The organism is Veillonella sp. KGMB01456, assembly GCF_023051165.1.
Lineage (GTDB): Bacteria > Bacillota > Negativicutes > Veillonellales > Veillonellaceae > Veillonella_A.
Map to the genome: position 1 here is coordinate 1 of NZ_JALKIG010000016.1, position 14425 is coordinate 14425.

A 14425-nucleotide genomic window follows, 5' to 3' on the forward strand; every position below is an offset into this window, starting at 1 on the left:
GAAACCTATTCAGGCTTCTCGGAAATAAAAGTCTAACTTTTTGGGGTCACTACAGTAATCTGAAGTTACGGCTACTCTTTTTATTTATTTTCATTACTAATAATGCTTTTTACGCTACTTCCTTCTCGAATCTCTGTCGAAAACAAAAGTTTCTCAACAGTATTTGGATAATCTTTAGTGGTCAGTACCGTTTCTACAGCCTTTGCGCCAATCTCATACAATGGTATTTTTATTGTGGTTAGTTGAGGAGACGAATATTGACTATTGGGTAACCCCCCCATACCTACTACAGAAATATCTTCCGGCACACTCAGACCAAAATCCTGAATAGCTCTCATCACACTTAAGGCCACATTATCATTATCACAAAAAACTGCTGTAAATTCATGCCCTGATTTTAATACTTCACTAACAGTTTCATAACTGCCTTTCCAAGTATTATCCGTATGAATAATTAGTTTCTTATTAATAGGTATATTGTGCTCTTGTAACACTAATTTAAACCCTTTTAAACGTTCCTTAACGGTACAAACATTAGCAGGTCCTCCAACGTACAAAATATTTTTATGTCCATGATCCACTAAATACTCTGTCATTTTCTTAGAAGCCTCAGAATTGTCAATCATAACTGAATCCATTTCAATACCTTGTGGTGCTAATGCAACGATTCTAAGGTTACGAGATTTATACTTCTCTACCTCATCTCGAAGATTGTTCTTATAAGCCTCAGTATCAAAGCCGCCACCGCCCAAAATCAAACCGCGTATACGATATTGATTAAACAATTCATGATAACGCATTTCATCATCTGTCTTACGCCCTGTATTACAAACAAAAGACAAAACCCCTCTGCTTATAGCTGCTTCTGTAATACCTCTCGCCATTTCACCGTAATAAGCATCAGATAAATCTCTTGCAATAAAAGCAATTACATTCGTATAGGATTGACGTAATGTTTGAGCCGAAATATTTGGTTTATAATCAAGTTTTTTTATTGCCTTTTCAACCTTTTTTCTCGTTTTTTCTGAAACAGCATGGCTAGAGTTATTTATTACCCTAGACACGGTTGCAATAGAAACGCCGGCCTCATTAGCAACATCTTCAATAGAATACGACATTATATTACCTCAACCAAAATACGATCATTTAAATCATATAGCACAATATTTATATCAACCTTTAATAAATTAACATTAACAGAATAAAATAATAATACTTATATAATAGTATTATAACTCAATGTAAAAAAAATTAGAACATTTTAGCAACAGCAAAACCAGTAATAACTAACACAAACAAGTAGCTAATCAACATCGAAAACTGCAAGAACCGTGGTTTATCATATCCTTCATTAATATCATCACGAAAAATCATCAATGTCATAAATAGGCCCGCAAACGGTGTCGCAATTGCAGTAGCCACATTAGCAATAAAAATCAATTGAGTTGGAGATCCGTTATAGAAGAAGCAAATAATTGTTGCAACTACAATACAGATTAAACACCCCCATTTTATAGGTTTTGACTCTAGGCCAACTGGTTTATCAAATCCGGCATTTAGTAAAACCATTCCTCGTTGTGTATTCCCTAACAAAGAGGAGAACCCGGCACCCAATAAAGCAACGCCCATTAGATATTTAGCTGCATCACCCATAAATGGAACCAATAAATCAGCTAACTGAGCTGGCTGTTTAATTCCTAAGCCCTGCGGATGTAATACAATAGCGCCTACTAATACAATTGCACCCGAAATCAAGACCACAGATATAATGTGTACCAATGAGTCAGCAAACATAGTACCATTAAACAAATCCTCTTTCTTCCACTTCTTTTCTAGACCTAAATAAGTGCCATAAACACCGGCTGTGACTGATGCATTAGTACTAATATACCCCAATGCTGTAGCTAAACTACCAGCAGCCACAGTCCAATGAGATAAGCCATACCCAAATTCTCCCCAATCAGGACCGCCAACTGAAACTAAGGTTGCAAAAAAAGCAATAATCATTGCTACTATACAAATTAAAATTCCTTTTTCGACTTTATTGTAAACACCTTTAGAAAAATAGCAATACATCAAAATTACTAACATAATCAATGCACCTATTTTCCAGTTAATATTAAAAATTAACTGCATCCCGGCACCTGTACCTGTAATATTCCCTAATGTAAAGAAAAAACAGGCCAAAAAAGTAGCGATACCGGCAATAATAGCAGCCCAATTTCCATAATAATGACGTATTGCATGAATAATCGGCATTCCGGTTAACATACCAATCCTATATGCCGTCATCATAAATGCGATTCCCATAAAAATAATCGGCAATATTAACCAAATCATGCTGTAACCATAATTGGCCCCCAACATAGCTGATATTGTTATATTTCCAGGACCTATAACCACTCCGGTTAAAATAATGCCCGGTCCTACTTTCTTCAACAATTCCCAAAAGCTTAATTTTCTAACGGGTTTTCCGTCTACCATTATATTAGCCATAGCTGTATCTCCCATATATAAATTAGGAAATTCACCGTACAAACTCATGAAAAGAGAGGATAAACCTATTCAGTTATCCTCTCTACTTTCACATCTTTAACCCGCTCTTCAAAACATTCTTGAGTTCGTGGGTGAATAAATTTTCTTGTCAGTATTATACTAAGTCTACCGTTTTTACGCCACCCAATTTAATAGCTTCTGCTACACTATCTTTTTCTTCTTGAGATAACGGAATTAAAGGTTTACGCATTAATGGAGAGCTAAATACTTTACGTTGATAAAGAGCTTCTTTCATACGTGCATGAGCTTCACCGGTAGGTTCGCCTGTACCATAAATAGCTGCTGACATTCTCTGAACTGGTTCGTTAGCTTCACGAATTTCAAACAAATTACCTTCAAGTACCTTTTGGTACATATTATTGATGAGTTCAGGTACGCAGCCACAGAAACCAATCAAGGCACCATCCATACCAGGATTCAATAAAGAAGTACAGATGTATTCATCATGGCAAGTCCATAACATTACATGAGGGGCTTTTTCTCTTAAGATACGAATATCGCGTTCGTATAAAGCTTCATCACGAGTACCCATTTTAATAGCTTTAACATTAGGAATCTTGCACATTTCAAGAAGGGTTTGAACCGGATAGAAACCTTTAGAGTTAGCAGGATACAAATGAATTACGATACCGATATCGATTGCATCAGCTACATCTTTAATAAATTGAATAGCAGATTGTTGTTTCATACTAAAACGCAACCATACATGTGGTGGCATCAACAAGATACCATCAGCACCAGCTTCTTGAGCAGCCTTAGCATCTTCAATAGCATCGATTGTACCTTCGGCACTAACACCGGAGATAATACGTACACGACCTTTTGCTTGATCGGCTACAATTCGAGTAATTCGAGCACGTTCTTCTCTTGTAAAGCCACCGATTTCACCGGTATGACCGTTTGTAACAAGGCCTGTAATATGTTCATATTGAATTAACCATTCAACGTAGTTGCGAAGTTCTTGTTCATTAATAGAATAATCATCATTCAAAGGAACCATTATTGCCGGATTTAAACCTTTCCAATTGTCGTTTAACATAGTGAATACATCCTTTCTAAAATAAGAAAACAATTACTACTTACTATTACTTAACAAAACCGGTTTCAATTTAAACTTTATGGAAAATGTTTTCCATAACCTTTATCTACAAGATACACCTCAATTGAATAACTGTCAATCATTTTTGTTATGCTCTTTATGCATCCATAGTATCATTTTACAAAGGAACTTTCTTCTAATCCAGCAAAACCCTTTAAAATTCCTAATTACTGGACCTGTTACTTTTACTCATAGTTATAATATTTTCTTGTAAAAATCATTTTTTTATTTCCTAAATTGATAACTAATGTTATACTTCAGTTAATACTACTTACTGTTACACCCTAAAAAGTTCTCATTTTTACCAAGAAAGGGAGTAACTCAAATGAAAAAGAAAACGTTTTCACTAAGTATTTTACTAGCTTTACTGTCAACTGCCCCTGTACTAGCAACTAATCCATTTTCTGACGTAGCTTCAGACCATTAGGCATTTCAATCTGTAGCTGCACTAGCAGAAGCAAATATCATTAAAGGATATCCTGATTCTACCTTTAAAGGAACCCAAAATATTACGCGCTATGAATTGGCACAGATGGTCGGCCAAGCAATAGCTAATCAAAAGAATACAACTGCAGAGCAGCAGGCTATAATAAACAAACTATCAAATGAGTTTTCATCGGAACTGAAAGCTCTTGGAATTCGCTTAGATAATTTAAACGAAAAAATCGGCAATGTAAAAACAAGTGGCGACATACGCCTGCGGTATCGCGGCTCGGAAGAAAAGGGCGTATTCAAAACGAATAGTAAATCTAAATTTGATTATCGTGCACGGATTCAATTCGATACCAACATCGCCAAAAATACATCTGCAATAATTAGGATTAGAACAGGTAATACAAAAGGCGATCCGGAATTTGGTAATACACTTAATAATGATATCGCATTTGATCGTTTAGCAATTAATCACAAATTCAACACTGCAAATACTATTTCTCTTGGTAGAACCGGTCTTCGACTTGGTGAAGGTTTGGCATATAGCAATGAACCCTTTGACGGCATAATATTTTCTACAAAATTTAATACCACTCAACTTGAATTAGGTTACGGTGCGTTAACTTCATTCTATGCCTCTACATTTCCCGCCTCCAAAAATAGCAAAAGAACTAAAATCGTACCTAATTTAAGTACCGATGAAAACCCGACATTAACAGTAATTCAAATCAGACAAACATTTTCTAAAAATATTGCCGTAGCCGGATATTATCTAGTTGGTAATCAAAATATAGATACTGACTTTTATGGAGTCAGTGCCGATATTAAAGTTGCCCCAATGTTAGGACATAGTGGCGAATGGATTAAAGCAAAAGACTTCTCTAATGCCACAGCTTGGGTCGCCGGTATTAGTTACGGAAACTACACTCTTTCTAAAGCAAACTCTTGGGATCTTAAGTTACAATATTTTGACGAAGACATAAATTCACCGGTTTTTACATCTCGTTTCGCCCAAGCTTGGCTATATGACTATAAAGGATGGCTCGCTACAGTCGATTATGCATTAGATAAAAACCTTGGCCTTTCTGCCTTTTATGGATTTGGCAGCAAAAATCAAAATGGTCAATCACTCGGGAACTATTATCGAGCTGAATTTAATTTAAAATTCTAAAATCTAACTCAAACATACAAAAAAGCGATGGACCGAAATCCATCGCTTTTCTTGTTTATCTTATTGTGTGTTGAGCTATTTATGTTGTTATTATGTTGAGCAAGTATACTAACTGCTTCGCAGTACTTAAGCTAACTTCTTATGCTAAGCTTGCACGTAAGAACCAAAGCTGTTTAGTGTAGTACTCAATGTGATCTTCCATCAAGTTGGACAATGCGAAGTTATCTTCTTCACCGGCTTCTTCACGAATTTTAAGAGCCAAGTCGGACATCAATTTGAAGTCAGCCTGTAAAATTTCATATACTTCTTTAACGCTAAATGCACGGCCATCCAATTCTTCGATAGTAGCCAATTTCAAGTATTCGGAAATACGTACTACCGGTTCTTCGCCTGCCATTTTAAGAGCTTCAGCTACTGCATCATAGTATTCGAATGCATTATCGTATACACTTTCCAAGTATTCATGAGTTGGTACGAACTGGGAACCTACTACATTGAAATGAAGGTTGTGTAATTTTACGTTCCAAATTGCTAAGTTTGCTAAATACTTGTTTACTTCCTGTACGTTTTTCATAATTTTTTTCCTCCTTGAATTGTAAACCTCTATTTACAATCCCTACGAATTTTAATAATTGACATTAAACATATCATTTAATATTTCAACTGAATTTGTTTACTTTATATTCAGTTACTAGCATTTTTACTACAATTTATAATCATTATTGTTTGCTATGGTTAGATTATAACATAGACAAAAATCGATGTCAATTACTTTTGGAAAATAATTATTATTTACTTTAAAACTTTTATTTATAGGCTAAAACAAGCTATAAAGTAACCTTAAAACACCATAAATTAAAGGATATTAAATTCACTTAGCAAATAATTTTAACAATTTACAGTCATTTTACATTCATATTTAAAGCTTTACAGACCATACATCCTTGATCACCAATTTAGTAAAGTACACTATTTATCTATTATCATTCTTGATTAATTTTCTCATATTCCTATTTAAAAACTACACAGGTTGGACTGGCTGTTGCCACCGTAATGCCGGTAAATGTCAAATGACCATGTTCCTCATCAACATCAAAAACCTGCAATGTATCGGAGTCTTCGTTGGCAATAAGCAACTGCTTCCCATCAGGCATAAAGGTAAAGAAACGTGGCGTTTTGCCCAAAACAGAGGTAAAGCCAAGATTTGTTAGAAATCCGGTTTCTTTATTTACCCGATATATGGCTACGCTTTCATGAATACGGTTTGTTTCATATAAGAATTCTTCACTCGGACTGAGTAGCACTGCACTGGCTTGCCCTTGGCCGGTATAGGTTTCTGGTAGTGACGGAATAATTTGCAAGGCTGTCAAAATACCTTTGGCGTCATCAAAATCGTAGTACGTAACCGAATTACCCTTTTCGTTCACCACGTAAACATGACGATTATCTTTACTAATCGTCAAATGGCGCGGTTCCGCATAGGTTCTGGCATCAATATGAGATTGTTCTGTAAGCTCGCCTGTTTCGGCATTGTCTTTAAACACATAGATTCGTTCATGACCGATATGGCGCCCCTGAGTAGGCACCAATAACCACTGTCCTGTTTTATCCAACACACACTGATGAGCCAAGGAAACGGTATCATCACTAAGTCCTTTAATATGTGCTACCGATGTAGCTTTGCCCAAACTGCCATCGGCAAGCCGCGGTATTGTAGTAACAGTACCACCTTGCAAGGTGGCCACATATAAGAATCGATTATCCGGAGATATTTCAATATATACCGGGTTTTTACCTTCGCTGCTCACTGTATTTAAAAAAGTTAGCGATCCATCTACTTCCACTTTGAATGCACTCACTTCTTCATAATCACCGTGAACGGTATACAAAAAAAACTTATTCTTATCGAAAGCCAAATAGGACGGGTTTTCTAAAATAGGCGTGATGCCTAATAAATGCCATCCTTCCGGCGTAATATCATAGACGGAAATTCCTTTGCCACGAGCATTTCGATGTTTTGTTGTGCGGCAACCTATATATGCAAACATGTTTACTCCTAATACCTATATAATTTTTATCTTTAAATTCACCTATATAATCTTAAATATCTTTATTCTACGCCAAATATCTCTTAATCACTATAAATTAACATTCAAGATTTCTTTACTCCTTCATTATCCAAAGTTTATTTAGATAAAGTCTCAATATACCGCATCGCATTGTCATAGGTATTACGAATATGTTGCTCCATTGCTTGCAAAGACAATTTTGAGTCATCAGCTTTTAACGCACTCACTATAGCACGATGTTCATCAATGGTTTCATAAAATCTTTGAGGCCCACTATACAAAGCTGTTATACCTAAACGCGCAACTTTATCTCTCATATCCAAAATCAACTGTTTTAAAAATGGATTATCTGATGTATCCGCTAGAATATTATGAAATTCCATATCCAATTTAATAAATTCTTGAATACGATTACCTGCATTGTCTTTTAAATCTTCCTGTGACTGTACACATTGTTGCAAGCGCCTAATGGTTTCATTATTTATCTTATCAATTGCTAGTTTAATAACCAAAATCTCTAAAGCTTCACGTATTTGAAAAATATGTTTCAAATCATCTACAGATAGCGATTTTACCATAACGCCTCGATATGGAATATATTCAACTACATCTTCCGCTTCAAGAGCTTTAAATGCCTCTCGAACCGGTGTACGACTTACCTCTAATTCTGCCGAAATTTTACGTTCATTTAAAATATCCCCCGGCTTATATATTTGTTCATTAATGGCCTCTTTTAAATGAATATACACTTTCTGCTGTAATGACTGACGCTCCTCTATATTCATATCTCCACCTACTTTTCTAAACTACTATAACTATATTATAGCATCAAAAAAATAACAATTTTTTATTCTATTATTACTTTTAATTCTAATAGTATTGACGATTTCGCAACAATGGTATACAATTTCATTAAGTGGTATACCAAATTATAAGGAGGCTATTATGAATCCGAAAATCGCGTTAATACAAATGAGTTCCATCTTTGCTGAACCAGAAAAAAACTTTTCTCACGCCATAGAGTTAATGGATGAAGCTATGGCTCAAAAACCAGATATTCTAGTTTTGCCTGAAACATTTAATACCGGCTTTTTCCCGACAGATAACCTCGAAGAACTAGCTGATAAAGAAGGACAAACAACTAAAAAACTATTCTCCGAATATGCAAAAAAACATTCCGTAAATATTGTAGCTGGATCAGTTACTACTTTAAAAAATAATAAAGTATTTAACACAGCTTATATTTTTGATAAGCACGGCAAGCTAGTTGCTGAATATGATAAAATTCATGGCTTCACCCCTTCAGGCGAACATAATTATTACCAGGGTGGTAATAAACTAGTTACCTTTAACTTAGCTGGTATGAAATGTGGCATCATCATCTGTTATGACATTCGTTTTTGTGAATTAGTACGGTCATTGGCATTAAAAGGGATAGAATTGCTATTTATTCCTGCGCATTGGCCTTTAATTCGTAAGAATCACTGGATTAATTTAGCCACAACGCGTGCCATCGAAAATCAGATGTATGTATGTGCAGTCAACGCTTGTAGTAAAGCAGGCGATACCATTTTTGGTGGTAATTCACTATTGATAAATCCATGTGGCGAAGAAATCTGTCATCTCGACGAAGCAGAAGAAGTTCAATTCGGAACTGTTAACCTAAGTATTATCAAGGATATACGTGAATCCATCAATGTTTTCCGTGACCGTAAACCATCATTATATGAACTATAAAGGAGCACTATCATGAACGTAACAATTGAAAGCTTAAAAGGAAAAACTGAATTATTTTTTGACTTAGAACAATTATTAGTAGTTGGCTTTGCCGGTAAAGATATTGAAAAAACAATGGAACATATTCGGGAATTAGAGGAAGAAGGTATCAAATGTCCAAAATCTGTTCCAGTATTATATCAATGCTCCAAAGAAATACTAACAACTAGCAAAGTTATCGAAGTCATTGGACAAAAAACAAGTGGCGAAGTTGAATATCTCATTTTAGTACATGACAACAAATATTACATTGGTGTTGGTAGTGATCATACTGATAGAGAATTAGAAGCTGTTAGTATTCATAAATCAAAAGAACTTTGTTTAAAACCATATGCTACTACCTTCTGGCCATATGACGAAATAAAAGAACATTTTGATTCCATAAAACTTGAATCTTCCCAAATACTTAATGGTGAAAAAATATCCTATCAACATGGTCTTACTTCCGATTTACTCTCACTAGAAACTATTATCGAGAAATTAAAAGAAGAAGTTAATGTTAATAATAGCCTTATTTATACAGGAACAGTGCCTTTAGAAAACGGATTCCAATATGGCGAATCCTTCGAATGCCAAATCGTTGACGAAAAATTAAATCGTTCAATCGGCCTACAATACAATATTCAAGTAATTAACGAACACTAATCCTTTCCTTAATAGTCTTCTACTTGTACAAAAAGGAGGTTTATATGCTTACAGCCCAAATTATAATGTTACTTACATTATTGGTAATGATACTTGGACGTGCTCCTCTTTATATCACCGCTACAATCGGCAGTACCTTAGCGGCTATTGCTGCAGGTTTTCCACTTATAGGCAAAGATCCAAACTCTATAGGTAAATTATTAGTATCTGCAATGAATCCTGTAATTATTGATATGCTAGGTGTATTACTCTTTATTGGGATTATGCAAAAAACAGGTTTTTTAAACGTTATTATTTATAAAATTATGGAAGTTGGCAAACAAAAAGGCGGGGCACCGGGGATTGCAACAGCAGCCGGTTTAGCCGCAGCATTATTAGGCGCCTTAACAGCATTCACTCAACCTGTAATTACTGCTACGATTGCAGGTCCTGCAGCAACTCGTCTTGGCTTACATCCTAATAAAACATCCGCTATAATCTCCATGGCTAATACAGTTGCTAACTCATGTGGTTTTACTCATCCAACAATGCTCGCCATATTAGGACTAACTGGGGTTTCTTTTGGCCTAATTAATGTATGGGGTTTTGTTGGTAGTATAGGTATTTATGTCTTTGCTTATTGGCGTGCTAAACGTGAAATGATAGCAGAAGGTCATTATGTTTGTGATAACGCTAACAACTCTGACACTGAAGATTTTGTTTTACCTGATGATGCTCCAAGCTTCACTAAAGCCGTATTCCCATTCCTCGCATTATGTATCGCATTCTTTATGGGCGTACCTGTATTTATTGTCGGTTTTATTTGCAGTATTCTCGTTATCATCATGGCTAAATACACCTTAGCAGATGGCGAAAAGGCAATGATTTCCGGGGTTACCCAGATTGCTATTCCAATTGTTGCGATAATCAGTCTTATGTTCATGTCTGTTGTAATTAACAAAATTGGGCTTGTAAGCGTATTATCCGAATACTTAAAACCATTCTTAGCTATTGCGCCAATTCAAATACTATTTATAATTTCTACAATTGCCGGTTTGATTACACAATCTAATGCGGCTTCAGCTGCTATTATTCTACCGTTTGTTCAAATTCTTATGGGTATGAATTTAGATCCAATGGCAATCAGCTTCGCTGCTATTATGGGCGCAGCTATTATGCAGTTATTCTTAACAGGTGGTGCCTTAACTGCTTTACCGGTAGTTGCCGGTGTAGTTCCTGGTACTAACCAAAAACTAGCAAATAAATGGGAACGCCCTGCATTATTAGTTGGTATTGGCGTAAGTTTCATATTATCTTTTATCATTTAAATAATATCCTTATACTTCCTTAAACATAAAATTATAGCGACCTTCTAATTTTGGAAAACTCTAAATTAGAAGGTCGCCATTTTATTCTTAAATCTCTATCAACCAATCCACCACATTCACAACCTGAATTCCGCCAAATTCTCTTTCAATCCCCGGTTCCAAAGTCAGAACTAATTTCTTATAATTATCCTGTATTTTTTGCAATGGCCGGAGCTCACGTTCACGCACCATTTCATCACGCATCGACTCCGTAACTTGGATATATAGCTTTTCGTCAGCTTTAGTAGCTATGAAGTCCACCTCAAAACGATCTATCTTACCGATAGCCACATCATACCCACGGCGCAAAAGTTCCAAATACACCACATTTTCCAATACATGGCCCGTATCACGATCACGAAAACCGAGTAAATAATTGCGTAGCCCAATATCTACAATATAATACTTACCTAAAGTGCGTAAAAATTCACGTCCTTTAATATCAAAGCGTTTAATTTCATAGAAGAAATAAGCTTCTAATAAAGTTGCTATATACGCTTGAACAGTGTGAGCACTAGGCGTCCCATTGCGACCACCGCTTCGTTTACCCGCATCAAGCAAACCTTCATTAACTAGAGTATTACCTATAGACGACGCCGAAATGTTACTTCCCACATTATCGGCCAAGAACCTTACAATCTTCTGCAGCAAATCAGAGTCTGTCACTTGTCTTTGGTTACGACGTTGCTCCCGTTCTAAAATATCGCGTACAACAACTGTATTATAAATACCATCAAGCAAAGTCATAGCTCTATCTTGATCAAAGCCCACATCGGCAATCCCCGGCATACCGCCAAAGCGTAAATACAGATTAAATATATCTGACAACAAGTAGACTTGACCATTATCATCATAAACGCGCTTCTCTCTAGTTCCCAGTGGAGTTGTTATTTCTCTTAACTCCAACGAGTTAAATTCAATAAACTCCTTAAACGATAAGGGCAACATCTTTATTTCGACGCTGCGCCCGGACAGATAGGTAGCATATTCCGATGATAATAAATACGCATTTGAACCTGTCACATATATATCACAGTTAAAATCAACACGAAACGCATTAATCGCTTCTTCCCAACCGGGTACACGCTGAATTTCATCAAAGAACAAATAGGTAATACCTGTTTTGGAAATACGCTCTTTCACATAAGCATATACATCATCAGCGCTCATATCTTTATAGGCAAATGATTCAAAATTCATTTCAACGATAGCATCGTCAGATATCCCTTGCTCCTTCAACCAAGCTATCATCAGTTTAAGTAAGCTGGACTTACCACAGCGCCGAATACCGGTTACAACTTTAACCGGTTCTGTATCTTTAAAAGCAATCAATTTATTTAAGTAAAAATCTCGTGGTTTCAGGGCTCGCACGGACATCATAAAACCACCTCCTCTTACTCGTATAATAGCAAAAACTTTTTATTTTTACAAGTTTATGCTACCAATAGCAAAAACTTGTATTTTTTAACCACTTTTTGCTATCGCATAACGGGAAGCTACTATTAAAGCTAAACTTTTTTCAAAATAAGATTACAAAAAAGCCTCCGACGTCTTCACTAACGAAACGAAAACGCTCGGAGGCTTACTTATTTTATTCTATTATTAGACTACGTTAGCTATTCACACGAATCTTTTATACCAAACTTTTTACTCAGTCAAACTTACCCAACGCAGGGATGCTTGCCTGTTTCAAGTATTCAGCATATTCTTTAGCATGTTTAGCCAAATCTTCATCACTCATAGTGAGGGTGCCTTTTACCACAAACGGCGTCAAGTAAGTCATGCCGCAGAATTCAGCCAATAGCAACTCTTTGCCATGTAAAGCTTTACCGCTGCTGCCGTAAGCCCAACCATAAAGGAGCACCTGATCCTGCCATTCTTTTAACAAGGAAGGTGAGCTGTACCAATACATCGGGAACTGCAACACGATGCGATCAGCTTCAGTCAATACAGCCTGTTCTTTGGCCACATCAATTTTGTTATCCGGATATAAAACATACATATGGCGAACAGTATAATCACCGCCGATAGCTTGTTCAAAAGCTTTATTAATGCGGGATGCTTCAAAATTAGGATGGAACAATAAAACTACGGTTTTCATAGGATACCTCCTGTTTTCTCAAGATAATAATATATGAATTTTATAATATACAATGTAACTATATTGAACTTTCTATATCTATTATACATCAAGAAACTTTGAGAATCTATCTTAAAATCACATAAATTGATGTAATTTTATTACGCTAAAACAATTCTATCCTAAAGCGTATATTCCAATCTGTACGTCACAAGTCACCGTTAATTATGCACCTTAATCGACGACGTTAATCGGCACTAACTGTTACTATTTGACCGGTCCGAAGCGATGTGAAAACCACGCGCCGCGCCCGTAATTCATAGGTTCTGCCGGCTCGTTCATTACCATACAAAGCATCGCCTACCAAAGGATGGCCCAAATGAGCCATAGCTACACGGATTTGATGTGTTTTCCCCGTATAGAGTCTGATATCTACGGTAGAGACCAACTTAGCTTTGTCCGCTTCGGTCATGGTCGCCAATTCATCGGCACTTACTTCGCGATAAGAGGTAGCCACTACATCGCCGAATTGACCATCTGTCACATCGCTCGGTTGATTACCGGAAGCATCACCGAGCTGAACACCCTCGACCTCTTCAAATACGCCGGTGCCGTTATACACGGTGCGTGTCGGTTTGCCGTCTTCGCGCACTTCATAGTGAATCCCGTCTTCCCCACGTTTCATGGGCAGGTCCACAATATTCGTATCCAAAAGCACCCCTTGCACAACCGTAGCATACCACTTCTCGAAGCGTTGATCTTCAATTTGTTGTTGGTAAAAACTCTGTGCCAAGGCACTTTTGGCAATCACAATGCAACCTGATGTATCCCTATCCAGACGATTTAAAAAGCGAACTTTGCGCTTAATGCCATTATCTTTAAAATACTGAGCCACACCATTAGCTAACGATACCTGCCCCTTAGAATTCACCGTAATCCCCACCGGTTTATCCAAGATAAGCAAGTCTTCATCTTCATAGAGAATAACGAGCTCCATAGGCACCGGATCATGATCTATTTTTTCCTTCGGCATCTGCAATCGCAATTCATCATTAAGCTCCACCGATTCCTTTGGATTTGTTTTTTTTCCATTTAAGAGAACCAGTTTTTCTTGAAACAGCGTTTTCATAACTGAACGCGCCATATGCTTGGCATCAAGCCAAGCGCCCACCGTCTCAATACCGGCCATTACATCGTCCGGTCGCAATAAAAAGCACACATCATCGCTGCGATATGTTTTTCGTGACATAG

The 14425-nt window shown here is 36.6% G+C and carries 13 protein-coding genes; 4 read left to right on the plus strand and 9 right to left on the minus strand.

The features are described from left to right. Nucleotides 1–80: 80 nt before the first annotated feature. The 3 genes from MXE28_RS06175 to MXE28_RS06185 form a co-directional block, all read right to left on the minus strand. Nucleotides 81–1118: a LacI family DNA-binding transcriptional regulator gene (locus tag MXE28_RS06175; RefSeq protein ID WP_021841524.1), complete on the minus strand. Its 1038-nt coding sequence runs from the start codon at nt 1116–1118 to the stop codon at nt 81–83. A gap of 133 nt (nt 1119–1251) precedes the next feature. Continuing rightward, nucleotides 1252–2496 carry an Nramp family divalent metal transporter gene (locus tag MXE28_RS06180; RefSeq protein ID WP_247239954.1) on the minus strand — a complete coding sequence of 415 codons (1245 nt, stop codon included), beginning with the start codon at nt 2494–2496 and terminating at the stop codon, nt 1252–1254. 154 nt (nt 2497–2650) lie between these two features. Continuing rightward, entirely contained in the window at nt 2651–3595 is a 945-nt protein-coding gene (locus MXE28_RS06185) for a dihydrodipicolinate synthase family protein (protein WP_021841526.1), read from the minus strand. A 592-nt stretch (nt 3596–4187) separates the two neighbouring features. On the opposite strand from MXE28_RS06185, the gene MXE28_RS06190 reads away from it, so the two are divergent. Further along, the gene (locus tag MXE28_RS06190; protein ID WP_247239960.1) at nt 4188–5258 is read left to right on the plus strand and encodes a major outer membrane protein; all 1071 of its coding nucleotides are present in this window, start codon (nt 4188–4190) and stop codon (nt 5256–5258) included. Nucleotides 5259–5397: 139 nt separating this feature from the next. Here MXE28_RS06190 and MXE28_RS06195 read toward each other — a convergent pair whose 3' ends face one another. From MXE28_RS06195 to MXE28_RS06205, 3 genes are all read right to left on the minus strand, one after another. Continuing rightward, nucleotides 5398–5832, minus strand: coding sequence for a DNA starvation/stationary phase protection protein (locus tag MXE28_RS06195; RefSeq protein WP_021841528.1), 435 nt, complete (start codon nt 5830–5832; stop codon nt 5398–5400). A 436-nt stretch (nt 5833–6268) separates the two neighbouring features. Next, nucleotides 6269–7306: a lactonase family protein gene (locus MXE28_RS06200; RefSeq protein ID WP_247239955.1), complete on the minus strand. Its 1038-nt coding sequence runs from the start codon at nt 7304–7306 to the stop codon at nt 6269–6271. A 137-nt stretch (nt 7307–7443) separates the two neighbouring features. After that, nucleotides 7444–8112, minus strand: a complete 669-nt coding sequence (locus MXE28_RS06205; RefSeq protein ID WP_021841530.1) for a GntR family transcriptional regulator — start codon at nt 8110–8112, stop codon at nt 7444–7446. A 160-nt stretch (nt 8113–8272) separates the two neighbouring features. On the opposite strand from MXE28_RS06205, the gene MXE28_RS06210 reads away from it, so the two are divergent. The 3 genes from MXE28_RS06210 to MXE28_RS06220 are packed head-to-tail and all read left to right on the plus strand — an operon-like array spanning nt 8273 to nt 11055. Continuing rightward, nucleotides 8273–9064, plus strand: a complete 792-nt coding sequence (locus MXE28_RS06210) for a carbon-nitrogen family hydrolase (protein WP_247239956.1) — start codon at nt 8273–8275, stop codon at nt 9062–9064. 12 nt (nt 9065–9076) lie between these two features. After that, complete coding sequence (locus MXE28_RS06215; RefSeq protein ID WP_156704835.1) at nt 9077–9748, plus strand: DUF2848 family protein; 672 nt, start codon at nt 9077–9079, stop codon at nt 9746–9748. A 44-nt stretch (nt 9749–9792) separates the two neighbouring features. Further along, nucleotides 9793–11055: an SLC13 family permease gene (locus MXE28_RS06220; protein WP_021841533.1), complete on the plus strand. Its 1263-nt coding sequence runs from the start codon at nt 9793–9795 to the stop codon at nt 11053–11055. Nucleotides 11056–11142: 87 nt separating this feature from the next. Here the strand turns inward: MXE28_RS06220 and MXE28_RS06225 are convergent, their stop codons facing one another. The 3 genes from MXE28_RS06225 to MXE28_RS06235 all read right to left on the minus strand — a co-directional run bounded on the left by MXE28_RS06225 (nt 11143) and on the right by MXE28_RS06235 (nt 14423). Further along, a complete protein-coding gene (locus MXE28_RS06225) occupies nt 11143–12474 on the minus strand; it encodes an ATP-binding protein (RefSeq protein ID WP_021841534.1) in 1332 nt (443 codons plus the stop codon). A gap of 271 nt (nt 12475–12745) precedes the next feature. Next, entirely contained in the window at nt 12746–13195 is a 450-nt protein-coding gene (locus MXE28_RS06230) for an NAD(P)H-dependent oxidoreductase (RefSeq protein ID WP_247239957.1), read from the minus strand. Between the two features lie 226 nt (nt 13196–13421). After that, nucleotides 13422–14423 (minus strand): RluA family pseudouridine synthase, encoded by a 1002-nt coding sequence (locus MXE28_RS06235; protein ID WP_021841536.1) that lies wholly within the window; start codon nt 14421–14423, stop codon nt 13422–13424. Nucleotides 14424–14425 lie beyond the last annotated feature (2 nt).